Annotated in this window: 18 protein-coding genes and 1 pseudogene; 3 read left to right on the top strand and 16 right to left on the bottom strand. The window is 70.7% G+C overall.

Annotated features, from left to right (window positions below):
- The 10 genes from JWP60_RS14305 to JWP60_RS14260 form a co-directional block, all read right to left on the bottom strand.
- A partial coding sequence (locus JWP60_RS14305) for an FUSC family protein (protein WP_299792446.1) occupies positions 1-1,757 on the bottom strand: 1,757 nt, incomplete at its 3' end.
- Complete coding sequence (locus tag JWP60_RS14300) at positions 1,754-2,263, bottom strand: MarR family winged helix-turn-helix transcriptional regulator (RefSeq protein WP_299792443.1); 510 nt, start codon at positions 2,261-2,263, stop codon at positions 1,754-1,756. The genes JWP60_RS14305 and JWP60_RS14300, both read right to left, overlap by 4 nt.
- Positions 2,264-2,327: 64 nt before the next feature.
- Entirely contained in the window at positions 2,328-3,347 is a 1,020-nt protein-coding gene (locus JWP60_RS14295; protein ID WP_299792440.1) for an aldo/keto reductase, read from the bottom strand.
- A gap of 143 nt (positions 3,348-3,490) precedes the next feature.
- On the bottom strand, positions 3,491-4,144 hold the full coding sequence (locus tag JWP60_RS14290; protein WP_299792437.1) for a trimeric intracellular cation channel family protein: 654 nt from the start codon (positions 4,142-4,144) through the stop codon (positions 3,491-3,493).
- A gap of 80 nt (positions 4,145-4,224) precedes the next feature.
- The gene (locus JWP60_RS14285) at positions 4,225-5,565 is read right to left on the bottom strand and encodes a hypothetical protein (protein ID WP_299792434.1); all 1,341 of its coding nucleotides are present in this window, start codon (positions 5,563-5,565) and stop codon (positions 4,225-4,227) included.
- A complete protein-coding gene (locus JWP60_RS14280; protein ID WP_299792431.1) occupies positions 5,565-6,755 on the bottom strand; it encodes a hypothetical protein in 1,191 nt (396 codons plus the stop codon). The genes JWP60_RS14285 and JWP60_RS14280 overlap by 1 nt, the downstream gene beginning before the upstream one ends.
- Positions 6,752-7,861 (bottom strand): glycosyltransferase, encoded by a 1,110-nt coding sequence (locus tag JWP60_RS14275; RefSeq protein WP_299792428.1) that lies wholly within the window; start codon positions 7,859-7,861, stop codon positions 6,752-6,754. The genes JWP60_RS14280 and JWP60_RS14275 overlap by 4 nt, the downstream gene beginning before the upstream one ends.
- A complete protein-coding gene (locus JWP60_RS14270) occupies positions 7,855-9,570 on the bottom strand; it encodes a hypothetical protein (protein WP_299792425.1) in 1,716 nt (571 codons plus the stop codon). Before JWP60_RS14270 ends, JWP60_RS14275 begins: the two co-directional genes overlap by 7 nt.
- A complete protein-coding gene (locus tag JWP60_RS14265) occupies positions 9,567-10,913 on the bottom strand; it encodes a glycosyltransferase (RefSeq protein ID WP_299792422.1) in 1,347 nt (448 codons plus the stop codon). The genes JWP60_RS14270 and JWP60_RS14265 overlap by 4 nt, the downstream gene beginning before the upstream one ends.
- 318 nt (positions 10,914-11,231) lie before the next feature.
- Complete coding sequence (locus JWP60_RS14260) at positions 11,232-12,209, bottom strand: recombination-associated protein RdgC (protein WP_299792419.1); 978 nt, start codon at positions 12,207-12,209, stop codon at positions 11,232-11,234.
- Between the two features lie 143 nt (positions 12,210-12,352).
- Here JWP60_RS14260 and JWP60_RS14255 point away from each other — a divergent pair, with 143 nt between their 5' ends.
- Positions 12,353-13,684 carry an MFS transporter gene (locus JWP60_RS14255; protein WP_299792452.1) on the top strand — a complete coding sequence of 444 codons (1,332 nt, stop codon included), beginning with the start codon at positions 12,353-12,355 and terminating at the stop codon, positions 13,682-13,684.
- Between the two features lie 75 nt (positions 13,685-13,759).
- Here JWP60_RS14255 and JWP60_RS14250 read toward each other — a convergent pair whose 3' ends face one another.
- Positions 13,760-14,455, bottom strand: coding sequence for a glutathione binding-like protein (locus JWP60_RS14250; protein ID WP_299792416.1), 696 nt, complete (start codon positions 14,453-14,455; stop codon positions 13,760-13,762).
- Positions 14,456-14,514: 59 nt separating this feature from the next.
- Between JWP60_RS14250 and JWP60_RS14245 the strand changes: the two genes are divergently transcribed.
- Positions 14,515-15,198, top strand: a complete 684-nt coding sequence (locus JWP60_RS14245; protein ID WP_299792413.1) for a hypothetical protein — start codon at positions 14,515-14,517, stop codon at positions 15,196-15,198.
- A gap of 117 nt (positions 15,199-15,315) precedes the next feature.
- Here the strand turns inward: JWP60_RS14245 and JWP60_RS14240 are convergent, their stop codons facing one another.
- Genes JWP60_RS14240 through JWP60_RS14220 form a run of 5 tightly spaced genes read right to left on the bottom strand, consistent with a single transcriptional unit; the run spans position 15,316 to position 20,795 of the window.
- Positions 15,316-16,590: an acyl-CoA dehydrogenase family protein gene (locus tag JWP60_RS14240; protein ID WP_299792410.1), complete on the bottom strand. Its 1,275-nt coding sequence runs from the start codon at positions 16,588-16,590 to the stop codon at positions 15,316-15,318.
- Positions 16,591-16,614: 24 nt separating this feature from the next.
- Positions 16,615-17,721 carry a phosphotransferase gene (locus JWP60_RS14235; protein ID WP_299792407.1) on the bottom strand — a complete coding sequence of 369 codons (1,107 nt, stop codon included), beginning with the start codon at positions 17,719-17,721 and terminating at the stop codon, positions 16,615-16,617.
- 1 nt (position 17,722) lies between these two features.
- The gene (locus JWP60_RS14230; RefSeq protein WP_299792404.1) at positions 17,723-18,439 is read right to left on the bottom strand and encodes a Crp/Fnr family transcriptional regulator; all 717 of its coding nucleotides are present in this window, start codon (positions 18,437-18,439) and stop codon (positions 17,723-17,725) included.
- A gap of 53 nt (positions 18,440-18,492) precedes the next feature.
- Complete coding sequence (locus tag JWP60_RS14225) at positions 18,493-19,272, bottom strand: oxepin-CoA hydrolase, alternative type (protein ID WP_299792449.1); 780 nt, start codon at positions 19,270-19,272, stop codon at positions 18,493-18,495.
- Between the two features lie 2 nt (positions 19,273-19,274).
- Positions 19,275-20,795 (bottom strand): 3-hydroxyacyl-CoA dehydrogenase, encoded by a 1,521-nt coding sequence (locus tag JWP60_RS14220; RefSeq protein ID WP_299792401.1) that lies wholly within the window; start codon positions 20,793-20,795, stop codon positions 19,275-19,277.
- A gap of 85 nt (positions 20,796-20,880) precedes the next feature.
- On the opposite strand from JWP60_RS14220, the pseudogene JWP60_RS14215 reads away from it, so the two are divergent.
- Positions 20,881-21,339: pseudogene (locus JWP60_RS14215) on the top strand (hypothetical protein); the annotation flags it as partial.

Genomic DNA, 21,339 nt, shown 5'->3' with positions numbered 1-21,339 from the left:
GCGGCCTGCGCGATGCGCGGCGCCAGCAGGCCGATGCGATCAAGCATGCGCACCGCGTAGGCGTCGCCGGCCGCATGCCGGCTCGGACCGGCGGCGAGCTCGCCCAGCTCGCGCCAGGTGGCGTGCTGGATGCGGCGCGCGGACCAGTCGGCGCTGACCGAGCGCACCAGCCCCGTGACTTGCGCGGCCGCGATCGTGCCCAGCACCTGCGCGAGGATCGAGTTGGCGAAACTCACGAGGTCCGCGTTGGCCGTGTCGTGCATGGCCAGCGCCCCGGCCACCCCGAAGACGATGGGCATCGCCAGGTTGCCCGGCGTGGTGCGCGGGATGTAGCAACCCAGGACCATGAAGGCCGGCGCGCACAGCAGCACCACCATGCCGTAGTCCTGCATCTTCGGCAGCGCGACCAGCACGTACAGCGCCGACAGCGGCACCGACCACAGCGTGCCCTTGAGGAAGCTGTTGATGGCCGGCACGGGATCATCCAGCGGGGAGAACAGGATGCAGAAGACCGCCGCCATCATCGGCATGGCCGATCCGCTGGGCCAGCCGGTGGCGATCCAGAAGGCGCAGCAGACCAGCACCGCAAGCACCATCGAGAGGGCGGACAGCACGGCCAGGCCGGGGTCGCGGTGCAGCACGTGATTGCCGAGGGCGCGGGTGCCGGCGGCCAGCGGAGCGCCCGCAAGGCCGCGGTCGATGGCCGCCCGCAGCTCCGCGCACCGACGCCAGCCCAGGACCAGTTCCTGCAGGCGCTGCGAGAGGCTGATGCGCAGCGCGCGCTGCCAGTCGGCGTGAGTCCCATCGTCGGCGCCGAGCGTCCGGATGGCGGTGAGCAGGTCGTCCAAGTCCCCTGCGGGTTCGCACTCGGGCGCCGCCACTTGCGCAAGCTGCAGGCGCGCCCAGGCAGCGACCCGCGCGACCAGGCGAGCGACGTCTTCCCCCAACTCCTCCTCCAATTCCCGCAGCGCGCGCAGCCGGTCCTCGACCGCCGAGAGCGCGGGCGTCAGCGCCGCGGTCGCGTCCTGCATCGCGCTCAGTGCGCCGGCGGTCCAGCGCAGGTGGCTGGTGTCGTAGGGCACGTGGGTGGAGAGCATGCGCAGTTGCGTGATGTCGGCGGCCACGCGGCGCCGGTCGGCGTCGACCGCGGCGCGATCCCGGTCGGTCTCGGCCGCGGCGGGCTGCAGCACGTCATGCAGCCACTGCGCCGTGTCGCGCAGCGTGCGATCCAGCAGACCCAGCAAGGTGGGCGCGAGCGAGGTGGGGAACACCAGGCTGTGCACCAGCGAGCCGCACAGGATGCCCAGGCCGATCTCTTCGACGCGCGCGATGGCGGTGTCGAAGATCTGCAGCGGCGTTTCGACCGAGGGAAATCCGATCAGTGCCGCCGTGTAGCCGGCCAGCATGAACACATAGGAGCGGGGCGTGCGATCCTGCAGCGCCACGTACAGGCAGGCCGCCATCCAGAGCGACAGCGCCAGCATCAGCAGCTCGCGCGCACCGGACAGCGTGCCCACCATCAGCACGGCGGCCATGCTGCCAAGCAGCGTGCCGCCGAAGCGATACACCGCCTTCGAGCGCACCGCTCCGGCCAGCGGGCTGGCGACCACGTACGTGGTCATCATCGCCCAGAAGGGACGCGGCAGGCCGAAGCGCAGCGCGAGGTACATCGCGAGCATCGAGGCGGCGAAGCATTTGAGGGAAAAGACCAGCTCGCCGCGCGTGACACGCGCGAGCTGCGGGAGCGCCAGCTTCATGCGTGAACGAGCCGCGACTTGCGCCGCTTCGGCTTCGCCGGCGTCTCCGGCAGGCCGCAGCCGAGGGTGCGCCCCAGGGACTCGAAGACGCGCAGGCTGGCGGCCAGGTCGGCGTCGGCGACGCCCGTGAACAGCTCGGCGCGCAGCGCGTCGAGCGCGTCCTCGATCTGCTCCCAGGCCGCCTGGCCGGCATCGGTGAGGTGCAGCGTCTTCGCCCGGCCGTCGCCCGGGTCCGGCCGGCGTTCGGCGAGGCCGGCTTCCACCAGTTGTTCGATCGACCGCACGATCGATGCCGACTCGATGCCCAGCGATTCGGCCACGACCCCGGGGCGCACGCCGCCTCCGAGCCGGCCGATCGACATCAGCGGCCAGGCGAGTGCATGCGAGAGCCCGACGTGCGCGATGGCGCGGTCCGCCGCCGCCTGGTAGGCGCGGTGCAGCTTGGCCAGGCCGACCCCGAACTTGGTGAGCAGGACGGCGCGGGGCGGAGTGGGAGGCGCGGGCATCTGGATTAATTAGCTAGCCTGCTAACCAGTGTAGCCCATCCGCCGACGGCCTCGCGTCCCGTGCTCAGTCGCGCGTGCGCGGCATGCGTCCCTTCACCGGGTAGTTCGGATCGGTGTAGCCCGGCGTCGACGGATGTCCCGCGGCGACGAGCCGGTCGACCAGGGCCTCGTCGGCCGCGGTGAAAGCCGGCTCCTGCAGCGCGGCCAGGTAGTCCTGCCACTGATCGAGCGTGCGCGGCCCCCCGATCACGGACGTGACTACGGCGCTGTTCAACACCCATTTCAGGGCGAAGTGCGCGGCGGTGCTGCCATGCGCCTCGGCGTGCGACTTGATTTCCTGGGCCAGGGCCACCGATTCCTGGCGCAGTTCCGTCTGCAGGATGCGCCTGTCCTTGCGCGCCGCGCGGCTGCCTTCGGGCAACTGGTCGGCGCTGGCGTACTTGCCGGTCAACACGCCGCGTGCCAGCGGGCTGTAGGGAACGACGCCGATGCCGAAATGATGGCAGGCGGGAAAGAGCTCCGCCTCGGGCATCCGGTTCATGGCGTTGTATTGCGGCTGGCAGGCGACCGGCCGGTCGATGCCGGCCTCGTCGCACAGCCGCACGACTTCGGCCACGCGCCAGGCCGCGAAGTTCGACACGCCGAAGTAGCGGATGCGGCCTTGGCGCACGAGGTCGGCCAGCGCGTGCACCGTTTCCTTCAGGTCGGTGGTCGCGTCGTCGCGGTGGAGATAGTAGATGTCGATGTAGTCGGTGCCCAGGCGCTGCAGGCTCTGGTCGACGGCGCGCATCACGCTCTTGCGCGAGAGGTCGGGGCCGGCCGGGGCCAGGGGATCGGACAGGTAGCCGACCTTGGTCGCGATCACCCACCGATCGCGCTCCGCCTTCACCGCGGCGCCGACGATGCGTTCCGACTTGCCGGCGGCATACGCATCCGCCGTGTCGATGAAGTTCACGCCGGCCTCGCGCGCGCTCGCGACGATGCTGCGCGCCACCGTCTCGTCGGCCTGGTCGCCGAACATCATTGCGCCCAGGCAGAGCGGCGATACCTTCAGGCCGGAGCGGCCGAGTCGTCTGTAGTCCATGGTGGTCCTTGAAAAGTTCGCTGGTGGGCAGGACACCTGCACCGCCACGACAAGGCATATCTTGGCCCAGCGCCGGGCCAGGACCACGGGTCCGGGCCGCATGCGCTTATCGCGTACGGCCATCAAAGGCACGCGGCGTGTTCTCAGTCGCCGGAGGCGGCGCTGCGGACTGCCGGCAGCTCGTAGCGGCTCAACAAGGCCCAGGCGCGCGTGCCGGCTGCCACGGCGGCCGCCAGCAGGAAGGCCGTGCCCGCCGGGCAGGCGAAGTGCACGGCCAGCACGTAGACCCAACCGCCCGCGAATGCGCACACGGCATAGGGACGGCGGTCGCGCAGCGCAGTCGGGATCTCGTTGCACACCACGTCGCGCAGAATGCCGCCGAAGGTGGCGCTGACCACGCCCATCAGCACCGAGACGATGGCGGGGAGCTGCAGGGCGAGCGCAAGCTGCGTTCCACTGGCTGCGAACAGTCCGAGCCCCAGCGCATCCGGCCACTGGATGGCGCGCTCGGTGAACTCGAAATCGCGGGCGCGCAGGAAGAAAATGGCGGCGACGCCGAGCGCAATGAGGACCCACAGCCAGGTCGGATGGTCGACCCAGAAGAACGGCCGCCGGTCCAGCAGCACGTCGCGCAAGGTGCCGCCGCCGAACGCCGCCAGTCCCATGACGACACACAGGCCGACGAGGTCGAGCCCCTTGCGGATCCCTGCCAGCAGCCCGGAGAGCGCGAACGCGACATTGGCCGTCGCCTCCACGACCGTGTGGATCCACGACAGGATGAGGTCTTGGTCGGGCATCGGCGTGCATTGTCGCGCGCTGGCTGCGAGGCACGGGTGAACCCGCCTGCCCGCTGCGCATGGGATCCGAATCGCCGACCCTAGCGGGCCGAGCCGGCCGCAATCATGCCGCCGGTCAGTCGCACGAGCTCTCCGCACAGGCCGTCCATCGCGGGGGCGGCATGGCGCACGCAGGTCTCGAGCTGCAAGGAGAGGAGTAGCGCGCTGACGTACCAGGCGTACGCCTCTTCCAGGGCTTGCGCCGGCAGCGCCAGGATTGCTTCGGCGTGCGCGTCGTCCCGCTGCCGCAGCGCCTCGCGGTAGGCAGCAGGCAGGCCGGTGGCGATGGCCCACGCGGTGCTCGGCTCCATCGGTCCGAGCAGCGAGTGCAGCACGAGTTCGCTGCCAAGCCGTGCCAGGTCCAGCGCCGCTTCTCCGCGCACGATGCCACCGAGGTCCAGGATCACGATCTCGCCCGCCGGCGAGAGCAGCAGCTTGGAGCTGCGCAGGTTGCCGTGCAGCGTTGCCTGCGCGGGCAGGGCCGGCGCCTGCCAGCGCGCCAGGGCCTCGATGCGGGTTGCCAGCGAGTCCGCGCGCGACGGCAGCGCCGCCTGCACGCGGCGCAATACCTTGCCGCCCAGGCGATCGAGCAGCATGGCACGCGTGTGCAGCGGTGCGGCGCTTGCCTGGCCCTGCGCCGACCCGCAGCCGCTGCCATGCAGGGCGGCCAGCGCCGCCATGGTGGGTTGAACGAGCGGACTCCAGCCCACCTTCTGCGCGGCGTCCCCGAGGCGATCTCCCGCGACGAAGTCTTCCCAGCGCACCGCCTGGCCGGGGTGGCACGCGAGCGGCCGGGGCAGGGCGAAGCCACGGCCCGACTGCGACCACAGCGCCACCAGGCGCGCATGCGCGGCGGCCGTGCCCGCATCGTGCTTCAGGACGACCGCTGCCGCAGCCTCACCCGCCAGCATCCAGCGCTGCGCGAGCCGCTTGCCCGGACGGTAGGAGAGCAGGGTATCGCTGCCCGCGAGCACGCCCACGCCCAGCTGGCGTTCGGTGAAGCCGGGCGCCATCAGCGTGGCCAGCGGCAAGTCGGTCGGGTCGTCGGGCAGCAGCCAGGCCAGCGCGGCGGTGCTGCTGTCCAGGCCGACGCGATGGGCGCTCGCCGGCGGCGCAGGCTCGGCCCCTTCGGCACGCACGTCCACGGTGGCATGCCGCTGCGCGCCCGAGGCCGTGTGCAGCGTGTACAGCAGCCGCAGGCGGTGCGGCGGCCGATAGCGGACATCGGCGAGGGCGATTCGCTGCAGCGGATCCCCCGCCGGGCACATGGGCGCCAGCACGCGCGCGACCCGTTCCAGGTCGAACCACGGGCGCATCGTCTCGAAGTGCGGCGTCAGCGCCGGCTGCCGCAGCCAGCGCTCGTGGTTCCAGTGCCGGTCCATCACGGCAGGGCCGGCAGGCCCTCGACGGCCAGGTTGCGGCGGCAGGCAGCCAGGTGCAGTTCGGCCGCATCCAGGCATTCGCCGATGCGGCGCAGGCTCATCGCGCCCAGCGGCACGGCCGGCTCTTCGTGCACGCCGGAGCCGGGCAGCACCGCGCATTCGATGCGATAGGCCTTGCACGCGCGGCGCAGCGCGTGGAAGGCGCGGTACAGGTGCAGGCGCGTGGCCAGCGCCTGTTCGCGTTCCGCCGGTGCCAGCGCCGGATGGCGGCCGCCCGCCAGCCAGCCACGCAGCAACACCGCCTGCAGTGGCTCCGCGTGCGCGGGCCAGCGCCGCTCCACGTCCATCAGCAGCTTGGCGAGATCCAGTGCGGCATCGCCGCTGCCGCTGGCCTCCCAGTCGCCGAACTGCACGCGGTCGAAGGCGACGAACAACTGGCGCGGATGCAGGGCGCGGTTCAGCGGAACCGGCAGCACCAGCCCGCAGTCGGCCTCGGCTCCCATCAGGTCGTGCATCACCTGCACCACGCGGCGGCGCAGCGGCGCGCACTGGGCGGCCAGCGCGAACGGAGCCGGCCGCATCAGCGCCGCGACATGGGCGGCGATGCTCACCGGTGCGTTGCTGCCATCGTCGGAGGAGGCGAGCAGCGTCGCCGGCAATTCATGCAGCTCGCGCAAGGCGGCGCCGCAACGCTCGAGTGCGCCGGTCAAGGAGTGCAGGTCGTCGTCGTCGTGGTCCGCGAGGCAGCGGCCCCCCGGCGGCTCCTGCAGCAGGACGGCTTCCGCACGATCGACGTGCAGCGGCTGCGGGATCGCCAGCAGGCCGTCGCGCGCCAGGGCGGCGGCGTGCACGGCAACGTGCTTGCGCGCGGCCGCGGCGGCGCTCTCCGGCGGCAGGCAGCGGGCCAGGACGCGCCGCGGGGGCACGCGCGGCTGTCCGCTCTTGCCGGCCAGCACGAATTCGAACACCTCGAACGCGGGACGCTCCAGGGGGGCGGCCGCTTGCAGCACGCGGCAACTGGCAATGCGCCAGCCGGCGCCGCCCTCGGCCAGCCAGGCTTGCATGGCGCGATCCGCGCGTGCCATCGGGCTGCCGGGATCCGCGGCGTCAGCCACCGGCGGTGCCGAGGGCGCCACCGGGGTGGCGAAGCGGCGCTTGACGGGCAGCAGCGCGTGCAGCAGGCGATTCATGCCGGCGGCGCTCCCGCCACGCAGCCGGGGCGCGCCTCGCACAGGGCCAGCAGCAAGCGCGCGGCCGCCTTGTTGCCCACCTGCGCTGGCGGATAGCGTTCGCGCATGCGCTCGCGCAGGTGCGCGTCGCCCGCCAGCGAGGCCAGCACGCGCGCCAGGCCGGCGCCGTCGTCCGGCTGGAGCATCACGCAGCAGCCCAGGTCGGCCAGCCGGCGTGCGCGCTCCAGCGGGTCGTCGATGCAGCGCGGGGAGGGCAGCAACACCGCCGGCGTGCGCACCAGCGTCAGCTCGCTGACGGTGGTGTAGCCGCCGTCGGCCACCACCAGGTCGGAGCGCGCGAGCAGGTCGACCAGGTCGGGCTCGCCCGCCAGCAGCGTCATGCCGGCGAGGGCCTGCACCTGGCCCTCGAAGCACGGCCCGAGCACCACGATGTGACGCCACGCCCGCCACTGCGGCAGTGCGCTCAAGGCGGCGTGCGCGTCCGCCACGGTGTCGAACAGGCGGCGGGCGGGCGTGTCGACGCTGCCGCTGCCCACGGTGGAAGTCAGCACGAGGTCGCCGAAGCGCAAGCCCAGGCGCTGCTCCAGCGCACGCTGCGACAACGGGTCCGGCCGGCGCACGACGGGGCCGACGAAGTGGGAGCGCGATGCCAGCCACTCGGGCAGCGCATGGCCGAATTCCGCCGCCGTGTGCGGCACCAGGACGAGGTCCATGGCGGCCAGGGAGGGATCGCCATAGAGCGCCTGCTGCTGCGTGGGCAGGCAGCGCCGCATCAGGAAGGCCAGCGCGCAAGCCGGTGCCGCCGCCTGCAGCGCCCGCAGCTCGTCGCCATCGGGCAGCTCGGTGTCGAACACCTGCACCTGCGGCGACCAGCACGCGGCCAGTTCGGCTTCGGAGCAGCGAGGCGTGCCCTGGTCGACTTCATAGGGAATGTTCTCGGGCCAGAAGCCGGGCGGTGGCGGGGTGGCCAGGTGGAAGAGGACGTGCGCCTCGGGCCGCAGCGCCAGCAGCGCCTTGGCGATGTTCAGCCCGCGCACCAGGTGGCCCAGGCCCCGGCGCTTGCGCAGCTGGAAGAGGCAACGCGGGGCTTGGGCAGCGGCTACCATTCCAGGTCTCCCGCGGCGTCGGGCGCGCCCGGCGCGTGCACCGGATGCAGGCAGGAGAACCAGTCGCCGGCCTCTGCCAGCAACAGGTGCTGCAGCGTGCCCGCGCTGCGCCGTTCCAGCGCGATGCTGGCGCGCGCAAGATAGTCCGCCCGCATCACCAGGCCGGGCTCGTGCCAGTGCACCACCAGGCGGTCGGCAAAGGCTTCCCCTTCGCTCTCGCCAGTGACGCACAGCACGCTGCGGCCGGCGCCGTGCCGCGCCTCGAGTGCATGGATCGCGAACGCGCTCCCCTGCGGTCCGATGGCGGCGGCAAGGAAGGTCTCGCCCTGGAAGTCTTGCCGCGCGCGCAGGCACGGCCCCGCTTCGCTGCTGCCCTCGGCGAGCTCGATGGTGGCTTCGGGCGCGTTCAGCAAGACCTGCCAATCGCCGCCCGGCCGCGAGGCCATGCCGCGTACGACGCTGCCGCGGGCGCCGTGTTCGAGGGCGATGCGGTCGTGCCAGTCGGCCGCGAACTGCAGCGTGAAGCAGGCTGGGTGCGCCCCGGCGTCCGGCGCGTGAAAGCGGTCGACCACGAGCACATAGCGGCGCAGCACGTAAGCCAGGCAGCGCGTGTGCACCGGCCCTTGCATGCTCGCGGCACTCGCGCGCACGAGGATGCTGCGCGCGCCCAGGCGCACCAGCGGCTGCGGCTCGTGCCCCGGCACGCCGGGGACGGCGCCGGGCGATGGCAGCTGCAATCCCGGATCGATCAGCACGCGGCGGCCGGCGATCGTGTAGCAGAACCCGGGTGCTTCGCCCTGCGACCTGGATGCGGACTGCGTCGCGCCGCTGTCATGCAACAGGTGCTGCGCCTGTGCGTCGTGCCAACTGCTGCGCGCCACCACCCGCCCCGCGTCGGCGAAGTGCCGGGCCAGCGCATCGGGCGGCTCGCCGCGGCCACCCCGGCTGGCGGCGAACTCCAGCGCTGGCAGCCAGTACAACGCGGCGCCGAGCGCGAGCAGGGCCTGGTGCGGCGAGGCATGGTCATCGGCGCCTGGGGGTCCGCCATCGGGCAGCGTGCTCCAGAGCGAAAAGTCGAGGCCGGCGCGCAGTCGGGCATGCAGCAGCGGGGGCAGTGCGTCGTCGAGTGCCCGCGCCAGCGCCACGAAGGAGAGGGCCGTTTGCAGGGTGCGCAGGTGCGGCCCCGGCGAGCGCTCGCAGTGGCTGCCGTCGGCGCGGAAGTCCGCGACCAGGTTGTCGACCAGCAGTTCGCACGCCTGCTTCGCCTGCACCTTCGCCAGGGAGCGGGCGCGCCGTGGCAGGCACGGCCCGAGCACGCTCGCCACGAGGTAGGCGGCGTACAGCTGCGAGCTGTGCTCGCTGCCGGCGGCTTGCGGATGCCGCAGGAGGTGATCGACCCGCCTGGCGATGCGATCGAGCAGGCGCGCCAGCAAGGTGGCAGGCAGTTGCTGCAGCGCGCCGGCGCGGCGCAGCACGAGCAGCGCGATGGTGGCATCGACGAGCCGTCCCGCTGGCATCCGTGCGCGCTCGCCGGCGAGTTCGCCGACGGCGAGGGTGGACTGCCAGCATTCGGCCATGTCCGGCGCGGGCTGCAGCCAGAGCAGCGTTTCGGCCGCGCCGCTATTCACGTGCGCGAGACCCTTTCCCCGGTCGCGGCTCGCCTGCGGCAGCACGTGCCGCGCCAGCTGGCGCAGCGCGAGGCCGTTCATGCCACGCCCCCGGCGCGGCGGCCGGCCGCCCGCGAGCGGATGAAGGGCTGCAGGCCGAGGCTGCGGCCCAGCGACGCAAGCGCGGCGCCGAGCGGACTGGTATCCGATTCGGTCGCCACGGGCGGCCGCCGCCGAACCGAGCCATAAGGCGTGGCCGCGCTGCGCGCCCGCTGGGCCAGCAGGCCGCTGATCGCGTGCTGCAGCCGCGCCAGGCCGGTCGGCGGCAGGGCCGGCGTCCGGCGGCTGGCGCGCGCGTCGGCCAGGGCGGCAGCGAGCGATTCCATCAGTGTGCCGGCGGTCAGCAGGCGCGGATGCAGCGCGCGCAGCAGGCCGGAGCGCTGCACGCGCTCGGCGCGGATCCACTGCTCCGCCAGCCGCTCGGTCCACGGCACGATCACGGCCGGTTTGCCGAGGGTCAGCAACTCGCACGCAGTGCCCGAGCCGCCGGTCGCCAGCACGGCATCGGCCGCATGCAGGCCGCTCGCCCCGTCGTTGCCCATGTCGAGGCAGATCACGTGGGGCGCGCGGGCGGCCAGCTGGATCAGCGACTCGCGCTGGTCCGGCTCCAGTTCAGGCCCGAGCGCCAGCAGCGTCTGCCAGCGGTGGGTTCCCAGCTGGAGGCCCTGCAGGTAGGCCGTCACGACGCCGGTGCCATGGTCACCGAGGCCGGCGGCGACCAGCACGACCCGCTCGTGCTGCGACAAGCCGAAGCGCGCGCGCGCCGCCAGGCGCGCGCCCGGCTCGGGCGAGCGCTCGATCGGGCCGCAGTATTCCAGCAGGCGCTTGCTGGCCAGGGGGAAGGCGTACTCCTCGGCCAGGTCGAACACCTCGCGCTCGCCCATCACCAGGATGCGGTTGAAGTGGCGGGCGACGCTCGCGTGCCAGCCCATCGCTTCCCACTGCGCCATGGCCTGCTCGGGGGTGTGCGGTAGGTCGCGCAGCAACAGGGCCATCTTCGGCGGCTCGGGGCGGCGCGCCAGCATGTCGAAGGTCGCGGCCAGTTCGTCGGCGAAACCGAGGGGTTCGTGGTCGACGATGACGAGGTCGGGCGCGAAGTCGAGCGCCGCCATCAGGATGAGGTTGGAGCGCATGCGCAGGCTCGCGTCCTCCTCGTGGCCTGGCGTGGGCCGGCCCGATTCGCCGCCGCGCAGGCGCAGCACCGAAGGCAGCCGCATGAAATCCACCTGCTGCGGGACCGGCGCGGTATCGAGCGCCGGTGCGTCGGTCAGGAGCAGGATGGCCACGCCGGGCATCTGGCCGACCAGGTGCTCCGCGACGTCCAGCATGCGCCGGGTGTGGCCCAGCCCATGGGGATCATGCGAGTAGACAAGGACACGGGTCATGGCAGCTCCAGTCATTGCGGGAAGCTGGCTGCCGAGTCGCGGGTGTTACAGGCAGCCGGCCCGCCCAGGCAATGGCTGCACGAGCCATGCCACGCAGCGCACTTGCCGGCGGCGCGTGCCGTACGTCACCGGAAGCGCTCATCCGTACGGGTATATCCGGAGGTGCAGCCGCGTTGCCCCTATCCCGTGGAAGAGGAGCCTGGGTGGCTACACCCAGCTGGGGGAGCTTTCCCTGCTCATCCGGTGAAAAACCCCACCGGAGTGAAGATACAGACGACGCACGGCTTCACAGTCGACACCGCCAGTAACACTTAGTTATCAGGCTGCCAGCGCTTCCGCTTCGCTTTGCACTGCCGCCGGCGCGGTGCCCGGCACGGCTTCGCCGCCCAGGGCTTCGAGCAGGTCGGGAATGAGCTCGGAGAGCTCGCCCGTGAGGATCGCGACGTTGGTGTCGAAGCCCTCGTCGTCCTTGCCGGAGGCGTCGCCGGCCTCCTTCACCACGACATCCAGCATCTTCAGCTTGCGGACCTGGCCAGCCTCGGTCAGCACGAAAGAGACGCGATCGTTCCAGGTCATGGCCAGCTGGGTGGGCATCTTGCCGGCCGCGATGTGCTGGGCCACCTCGTCGATGTCGAGCATGTGGCGCGCATAGCGCACGACCGACTTCTGTTCGTCCGCCGATTTCAGTTCGCAGTCGCGATCGACCGTGAAGCGCCAGGGCGCCTCACGCGTGCTGAGCCAGTGCGACATCGATGCGGCCGGCGAGCTCTGCGTGTGCACCAGTTGCAGGTCGAGGCCGGGGCCGGCCCCCGGCACATCGAGCAGCGCGGCGAGCAGCGAGGACACGATGCGGTCGGCGCCCGCCAGGCTGCCGGCGTCCACCACCAGCATGCGGCGCCCGGCATCGAGCCACAGCAGCATGTCCGAGCGCTTGCTGAAGGCGCGCGGCAGCAGGTCGAGCAGCACTTCCTCCTTGAATTCCTTCTTCACCTTGGCCGGCACGCGCTCGTTGCCGGTCTCCTGCTTGTAGCGCTCGACGCGCTCGTCGACCGCCGACTTCACGGCTGACGCGGGCACCGCGCGCTTTTCGGTGCGCAGCTTCAGCACCAGCTGGCCGCCGACCAGTTCGGCCAGCACCTTGCTCTTGTTGCCCCGGGGTGGCACCCAGCCGGCGGACTCGGCCTGCGTCGGGCCGCAGGGGACGAAGCGGGCTTTCTGCAGCACGCGTTCGAGGGCAGGGAGATCGGGCACGACGAATTCGTCGGCGATGCGGAAAAAACAGGCGCTCTTGAACATTGGGGGTACAGCGTGGAAGCCAGCAGCAAAGCGGCGGATTTTACGGGGCAGGTAGACTTCGCCCCGTGCAGAAGAAGTTTGAACCGACGGCCGCACACGCGGCGGCCGCCGACGGTCTGCCCGTGCCGGAACGTTACTGGGCCATGGCGGCGATTCTCATGGGGATTGCCCTGTCCGTCCTGGACGGCACGGTCGTCAACCTCGCCCTTCCCGACATCACCCGGCATTTCGGCGCCACGCCCGCTTCGGCGGTGTGGGTCGTCAACGCCTACCAGCTCGCCACGCTGGTGCTGTTGCTCCCGTGCGCCCAACTGGGCGAGCGGCTCGGCTACCGGCGCGTCTACCTGATCGGCCTCGTGGTCTTCACGGTGGCGTCGCTGGCCTGTGTGGTCGCGCCCACGCTGCTGCTGCTGGCCGGCGCGCGGGCGCTCCAGGGACTCGGCGCCGCCGGGATGATGGCCGTGAACGCCGCGCTGGTCCGACTGACCTATCCCAGCAACGTGCTCGGGCGCGGCATCGCGCTCAATTCGGTGGTGGTGGCCGCTGCCTCGGTGGCCGGGCCGAGCGCCGCAGCGCTGGTGCTGTCGGTCGCATCGTGGCCGTGGCTGTTCCTCGTGCAGTTGCCCTTGGGCGTGGCTGTGTTCGTGATCGGGCGGCGTGCCTTGCCCGCCAATGCGGTGCCGGCCTCGGGGCCGCGGCTGCATCCGCTGGACGTGGCCTTGAACATCGCGATGTTCACGCTCGTGTTCCTGGCCGCGGATGCGCTGGGCGCGCGCAGCGGCGGCGCGCCCGATGCGCGCATGCGCTCGATCGCGGCGGTCATGCTGGTGGCGGGCGCCGCGATCGGCTGGTTCTACATGCGGCGGCAATTGCGCCAGGCCGTGCCGCTGTTCCCGGTGGACCTGCTGCGCATCCCGGTGTTCGCGCTGTCGATGTGCACGTCGGTCACCGCCTTCGCGGCGCAGACGCTGGCGTTCATCGCGCTGCCCTTTCTGCTGCTGGAGGGACAGGGCCGCAGCCACTTCGGCGCCGGCCTGGTGCTGACTGCCTGGCCGGCCGCGATCGTGCTGATCGCGCCCCTGGTCGGCCGCCTGATCCACCGTTATCCAGGCGGCCTGCTGGGGGGGATCGGCCTGGGCGTGCTCGCGCTCGGGCTCGCCTGGCTGGCGCTGTTGCCGCAGCAGCCGCCCACCTGGGAGATCGTGCTGGCGTGCGCGCTCTGCGGGGTCGGCTTCGGCCTGTTCCAGTCGCCCAACAACCACACGATCGTGACCAGCGCGCCCTTGCGGCGGGCCGGCGCTGCCAGCGGCATGCTCGGTTCGGCGCGCCTGACCGGGCAATCCCTCGGGGCGGTGATGCTCGGACTGATCTTCAGTGCCGCGGGCGTCGCCGAGGGCGGCACGATTGCCCTGGGGCTGGCGGCGGCGCTGGCTGCGGCGTCGGCGATTTTCAGTTCGCTGCGGCTGCGGACGTAGCTTGTGCTGGTGGGATGCGGCTGCCGGTGGGTTTCGTAGGGTGGGTGTCGCGCAGCGAACCCCACCACTCCACACCTACCGCTTCTGGTACTGCGTCGCCCCGAACAGCACTTCACGCGCCTTGTCGTCGTGCGGCTTGCGCAGTTCGGCGAGAACTTTCACCCCGCGCTGCACGGCCGGCCGTTCGGCGATGGTGTCGAACCAGCGCTTCAGGTTCGGATACTCCTCGAGCACGATGCCCTGGTTCTGCCAGCTGCGCAGCCAGGGGAAGGTGGCGATGTCCGCGATCGAATACTCCGCCCCGCCCAGCCACTCGCTTTGCGCCAGGCGCCGGTCGATCACGCCGTACAGGCGCTTGGCCTCGTTGGAGTAGCGGTCGATCGCGTACTGGATCTTCTCGGGCGCGTACATGCGAAAGTGATGGGCCTGGCCAAGCATGGGGCCGACGCCTCCCATCTGGAACATCAGCCACTGCAGCACCTCGTAGCGCGCGCGGTCGCCCGCCGGCAGCAAGCGGCCCGTCTTGCCGGCGAGGTAGACGAGGATCGCGCCCGACTCGAAGACCGAGATCGGCTGGCCGTCCGGTCCGTCGGGATCGACGATCGCGGGGATCTTGTTGTTCGGGCTGACCGCCAGGAACTCGGGGCGGAACTGCTCGCCGGCGCCGATGTTCACCGGGATCGCCTGGTAAGGCAGGTTGCACTCCTCCAACATGATGTGGACCTTGTGCCCATTGGGCGTGGGCCAGGAAAAAACGTCGATCGTCGCCACGAGGTAACCTCCTGTTTCAATCCATAATGACCCTGAACTCTAGGTCAAAGCCGGGGCGCATGTTCGATCGCATCAAGAAGGCCTTTCAGCGGGACACGAAGGAGCGCGGCGACGGCGCGCCTTCGACCCACGCGCACGACCACGTGTCCGAATGGGCGGCCTCGCGCGGCATGACCTTCTCCAGCGCCACGCTGGGCAGCACCGTCTCCATGCAGGGCCGCGTCGGCGGTCGCCCGTGGAAGATGGAACTGGGTCGCCCGTCGCGCGACTACATCAACGGCGAGGAACTGCGCGCCCGCGCCGAGCTGGGCGTGTTCGAGGACGTCGGCGCGATGATCATCAACCGGCCGCTGAAGGAGTCGCTGGAGCGCCGGGCCTACAGCATGATCACGGACACGCTGCAGACCACCGCCGACCCGCGCCTGCCCGAGGAAATGCGCTGGCTGGCCATGTACGACGAGATCGGCTGGGAGGGTCCGCCCGAGGCTTTCTGGGCCCGCTACGCCGTGCTGTCGGACAAGCGCGAGAACGCGCTGGCCTGGGTGGACGACCACCTGATCGGCCTGCTGATGTCCTGGCCCGAGCCGGCGCCAGCGGCGCAGGTGCCTTTCATGATCGTGCTGCTGCGCGGCAAGTGCTACCTGCGCATGCAGCACCAGCCGAATCAAATGGCAACGCTGGACCACGTGACGGAGATCTTCACGAGCGCGTGCGATGGGGCGTTGGGGGCTTTCCGCAAGTAGGTCGAAAGAAATTCCAGCATCCGGACGCAGAAGACGCAGAAGCAAAGTGAGCGGTCTCCTTCTGCGACTTCTGCGGAACTTCTGCGCTTTCTGCGTCCGGATGTTGGAAGTTCGAATTCACCCCCCCCGCGTCACCGCCGCCAACGCGTCCTGCCCATAGCTGCCGTACTTGCCCAGCTCCCACTTGGCAATGGCGTTGCGGTGCACTTCGTCCGGGCCGTCGGCGAAGCGCAGGGTGCGGGCGCCGGCATAGGCCTGCGCCAGCGGGAAGTCGTCGGACACGCCGCCGCCGCCGTGGGCCTGCATCGCCCAGTCGATCACCTGGCAGGCCATCGTCGGGGCGACCACCTTGATCATCGCGATCTCCGTGCGCGCCACCTTGTTGCCGGCCACGTCCATGATCCACGCGGCCTTGAGCGTCAGCAGCCGCGCCATGTCGATCTTGCAGCGGGCCTCGGCGATGCGCTCCTGCGTCACCGTCTGCTGCGCCACGGTCTTGCCGAAGGCGGTGCGTGAGAGCGAGCGGCGGCACATCAGCTCCAGCGCGCGTTCGGCCAGGCCGATCAGGCGCATGCAGTGGTGGATCCGGCCGGGGCCGAGCCGCCCCTGGGCGATCTCGAAGCCGCGGCCTTCGCCGAGCAGCATGTTGCCGGCCGGCACTTTCACGTTCTCGAAATACATCTCGACGTGGCCGTGCGGCGCATCGTCGTAGCCGAAGACGTTCAGCGGCCGCACGATGCGGATGCCGGGCGTGTCGCCGGGCACCACGATCATGCTTTGCTGCGAATGGCGCGGCGCCTCGGGGTCGCTCTTGCCCATGGTGATGAAGACCTTGCAGCGCGGATCGGCCGCGCCCGAGATCCACCATTTATGGCCGTTGATCACATACTGGTCGCCTTGGCGCTCGATGCGCGTGGCGATGTTGGTGGCGTCGGACGAGGCCACCTCCGGTTCCGTCATCGCGAAGGCGGAGCGGATCTCGCCATCGAGCAGTGGCTTGAGCCAGCGCGCCCGGATCTCGTCCGAGCCGTAGCGGGCGATCGTCTCCATGTTGCCGGTGTCGGGCGCGGAGCAGTTGAAGACCTCGGGCGCCCACGGCACGCGGCCCATGATCTCGGCCAGCGGCGCGTACTCCTGGTTCGTGAGGCCGGCGCCCTTGTAGCCCGAGGCTTCGGCCGTGTCGACCGGCAGGAACAGGTTCCACAGGCCGGCGGCGCGCGCCTTCGTCTTGAGGTCCTCGATCACCTGCAGCGGTGTCCAGCGCTTGCCGGCCTCGGTGTTGGCGTGCAGCTGCTTCTTGTAGGTCGCCTCGTTCGGGTAGACGTGGTCGTCCATGAACTTCTGCAGGCGCGCCTGGAGTTCCTTGGTCTTGGCCGAGTATTCGAAGTCCATGTCGTGCTCTCCATCAGAAAGGGGTCAGGCCCTGCGGGCGAAGGTCCAGGCCAGTTCGGCCAGCGGCCGCGCGCCCGCCGCGGATGCCGCGGCCTGCGCGCTCGCCGCGGTGCCCGCTTCCACCCGCTTGGCGATGCCTTGCAGGATGGCGGCGATGCGGAACAGGTTGTAGGCCAGGTAGAAATTCCAGTCGGCCTTCAGTTCGGCGACGGTGGCGAGACCGGTGCGCTCGCAATAGCGGCGCATGTAGTCGTCTTCGCCGGGGATGCCGAGTGCCGCGTGATCGAGGCCCGCGATCCCACGGCCCGGATGCGGGATGTGCCAGGCCATGCAGTGGTAGCTGAAGTCGGCCAGCGGATGGCCCAGCGTCGAGAGCTCCCAATCGAGGACAGCAATGATGCGCGGCTCGGTCGGATGGAACATCACGTTGTCCAGGCGATAGTCGCCGTGCACGATAGCGACCTTGCTCTCGTCGCGGGCCGCCGGCGGGATGTGCGCGGGCAGCCATTCGACCAGCTGCTCCATTTCGGCAATCGGCTGGCTCAGGGGACCGGCGCCATCGGCCGACGCCTTGTACTGCTTGCTCCAGCGGCCGATCTGGCGGTCGAAGTAGTTGCCGGGCTTGCCATACGTGGCCAGGCCGCGGTCGGCGAATTTCACGGTGTGCAGGGCAGCGATCACGCGATTCAGTTCGTCGTAGATCTCGCCGCGCTGCGCCGGAGCCATGCCGGGCAGCGCCTGGTCCCACAGCACGCGACCGGCCATGAACTCCATGATGTAGAAGGCGCGGCCGATCACGGACTCGTCCTCGCACAGCGCATACATGCGCGGCACGGGGACATCGGTGCCGTGCAGGCCGCTCATCACGGCGAACTCGCGTTCCACCGCATGGGCCGAAGGCAGCAGCCTGGCCACCGGTCCCGGCTTGGAACGCATCACGTAGCTGCGCTGCGGCGTCAGCAGCTGGTACGTGGGGTTCGACTGGCCACCCTTGAACATCTCCACCGCAAGCGGACCGCGGAAGCCCTCGATGTTCCGTTCGAGCCAGGCGGTCAGCGCGCCGGTGTCGAAAGCGTGCTTCCCGGACACCGGCCGGGTCCCGATGAAGTGCTCGTAGCTGGTGTCGCTCATGTCATTCCGCCTCGATGATGCGCATCAGGTTCTCGCGATTGCGCACCACCAGCCCGCCGGGCTCGATGCGGATCACCTCCTCGCGCTCCATCTGCTTCAACTCCTGGTTGACGCGTTGGCGCGAGGCGCCCAGCAGCTGCGCGAGTTCCTCCTGCGCCAGCTGCAGGCCGATGCGCACCTCGCGGGCGTCGGCCAGGGAGGGCACGCCGTAGCTGCGCACCAGGTGGATCAGCTGCTTGGCCAGCCGCGCCCGCAGCGGCAGCGTGTTGAGATCCTCGACCAGCCCGAACAGCTGGCGAATGCGGCGGGCGTGCAGGCGCAGCAGCGCCTCGTACAGCTCCACGTGCTGCGACAGGATCTTCTGCAGGTCGGCGCGCGTGACCATCAGCATCGTGGTCTCGCCGTGGGCATAGGCGTCGTGCGTGCGGCGCTCGCCGTCGAACATGGCGACGTCACCGAACCAGACCCCCGGTTCGACGTAGGTCAGCGTGACCTGCTTGCCGGTGATCGACGTGGAGCTCACGCGCACGGCACCGCGCGCGACGGCGCTCCACGCTTCGGCGGCATCGCCGCGCGCGCAGATCAGCTCGTCGTCCTTGTAGCGTTTGACGAAGGCGCATCGCAGGATGTCGTGGCGAAGGGACGGTGAGAGGGAGGAGAACCAGCGGCCGTTGTTGATGGCAGCACGTTCCTCGATGGTAAGAATAGGGTCGTCCATGGTCTGTCTTGTGAGCGACTGGAACTGCGGCATCTGTCGCGTGCGGGACGGCTTCAGGAATAGCGCGGCGGCTTCTTGGCGAGGAAGGCCTCGATGCCGATGCCGCCATTCGCGTGGTGCAGGTTGCGCACGAAGTGCTCGCGCTCGCTGGCCAGGTGCTGCGTGAGCGCGGCGCCCGCCGCTTCGTTCACCAGTTCCTTGATGCTGGCCAGCGCGTTGGGCGCGCGCGCGTTCAGGCGCTCGGCCAGGGCCAGGGCCTCGTCGAGCGCGGCACCCGCGGCGGTGACGCGATTGACCACGCCCAGCTGCTGCAGGCGCGGCGCGCCTATGCGCTCACCGGCCATCAGCAGCTCGTTGGCCAGCTGGCGGGGCAGGGCGTGCGCGAGGCTCCAGCTGCCGCCGCCATCGGGCGACAACGCCACGGTGCTGTAGGCCATCACGAACACGGCGTCGTCGGCGGCGACGATGAAGTCGCAGGCCAGCGCCAGCGAGAAGCCGGCCCCGGCGGCCGCGCCTTCGACGGCGGCGATCACCGGCTTCGGGAAGGTGCGGATCTCCTCGATCCAGCCGTGCAGGCCGTTGATCGATTGCGCCTGCACCTCGGGGGGCTGCTGCCGGTTGGCGAGCAGGCGCTGCAGGTTGCCGCCGGCACAGAAGGTGCTGCCGGCGCCGGTGATGACGACACTGCGCACCTCGGGATTGCTGTCGGCGGCATTGAGCGCCTCGATGCCCGCGGCATAGATCTCCGGTCCCAGCGCGTTGCGGTGGTCCGGGTTGCTGATGGTCAGCACCATCGTGCGACCGTGGCTGGCGCTTTTCAGTTCAGCGGCCATGCTCAAGCCTCTTCCTGCAGAAGCGACAGGCCGATGGCGCCGCGCCGGCGCAGCCAGGGGCTGGGGCGATAGCGCGGATCGCCGTACACGGTCTGCATGTTGAACAGCACTTCGAGCACGTTGGTCGGGCCCCACTTGTTGCCCATGGCCAGCGGCCCGAGCGGATAGCCCAGGCCCAAGGTCACGGCCGTCTCCAGGTCCCCGGGCGAGCAGATGCGTTGCTGGCACATGTCCGCGGCGATGTTGACGATGGTGGCCACCACGCGCTGCGTGACGAAGCCCCCCGAATCGCGGATCACGCTGACCGGCTTGCCATCGCGCGCGAACAGCGCGTGGGCGGCATCGCGCATGTCTGCGCGGGTCGCCGGATTGGTGGCCAGCACGCGGCGTTTGGTTGCGGCGTCATCGATCAGGAGGTCGATGCCGATGGTGCGGGCGGGATCGAGCCGCTCCACGACGGCCACTGTTGTCATGTCGAAGCCGAGAGGCGCCACGAGCGTGAGCGCCTGCGGGGAGGCGGACTGGCCGGTTTCGACCGTGGCGCCCAGTTCCTTGAGCAGCTGGAACAGCTCGGCCCGGCGGGCGGCACGCGTGGACACCCAGACCGGGGGAAGGTCGGTCACTGCCGGGACTGCGGGCTCGGGCGCGACCTGCGCCTTGCCCTCGACATAGCGGTAGAAGCCTTCGCCGGTCTTGCGTCCCAGCACGTTGCCGGCCAGGCGCTGCGCCGTGATCGCGCTGGGGCGGTAACGCGGCTCGTCGTAGTACTGGTGGTAGACCGACTCCATCACGGGGTGCGACACGTCGAGGCCCGTGAGGTCCATCAGCTCGAAGGGACCGAGGCGGAAGCCCACCTGGTCGCGCAGGATGCGGTCGATGGTCGCGAAATCGGCGATGCCTTCGCTGGCGATCCGCAGGGCCTCGGTGTTGTAGCCACGGCCGGCGTGGTTGACGATGAAGCCCGGCGTGTCCTGCGCCTGCACCGGCGTGTGACCCAGCTGGCGGGCGTAGGCCGTGAGTGCCTCGCACACCGTGGGGTCCGTCTTCAGGCCGGCGATCACCTCCACCACCTTCATCAGCGGCACCGGGTTGAAGAAGTGGTAGCCGGCCACGCGCTGCGGCCGCTTCAGTGCGGCGGCGATCGCGGTCACCGAGAGCGAGGAAGTGTTGGTCGCGAGCACGGCGTCGGGCGCGACGATGCCTTCGAGCTCGCCGAACAGGGCGCGCTTCACGTCCAGGCGCTCGATCACCGCCTCGACCACCAGTTGGCAGTCAGCCAGGTCCTGCAGGCTGGCCGCGGGGAGCAGGCGCTGCTTGGCGGCTTGCACGGCGCTGGCGTCCATGCGGCCTTTTTCCTGCAGCCGGTCCCACTGCGCGCCGAGCTCGCGAATCGCGCGTGCCACCGCTTCCGCCTGCGTGTCGTACAGCCGCACGATGCTGCCGGCCTGGGCGGCGATCTGCGCGATACCGCGCCCCATGGCACCGGCTCCGGCGATGCCAATCGTGTTGTAACGAGTCTCCATCGCGGCATTATCGGTGGCGTGCGCGCCGCACCCGCGCAGCTTTCTTTTTGGTGGGACACCCCGCTGTCCCTAGAATGGCGGCTCGATGTTGCACACAGTTACCGCCCGGAACCTGGCCATCGCTGCGTGCGGCTGGCTGCTGGCGTGGGATGCCTCCGCGCTCTCGTTGGGCCGGACCCACGGAGCCCCGCTGATCGGGCGGCCGCTCGAACTCTCCATTCCGGTGACGCTCGATGCGCCCGACGCCGAGGGCCCGTGCGCCAGCGCGGAGCTGTTCTACGGCGAGTCGCGCGTCACCCGCACGCCCTCGGTGCGCTGGGAGCCGGGCCCCGCCGGCCAAGGCGTGCTGCACGTGAGCTCCAGCGAGCCGGTCGACGAGCCGATGGTGACGCTGTACCTGCGCGTGGGCTGCGGCCAGAGCACGACGCGGCGCTTCGTGCTGCTGTCCGAGCCGCCGCCGGCGAACGAGGCCTCCGCGCCCTTGCCGCGGACCGTCCCCGTGCAGCCGCCCGTGGTCGCCGCCCCGGCGGCCCAGGCGCGGCCA

The organism is Ramlibacter sp., assembly GCF_028291745.1.
Lineage (GTDB): Bacteria > Pseudomonadota > Gammaproteobacteria > Burkholderiales > Burkholderiaceae_C > Ramlibacter.
Note: the sequence above shows the minus strand (reverse complement) of the source record. Positions and strands in the feature narration are given on the sequence as shown.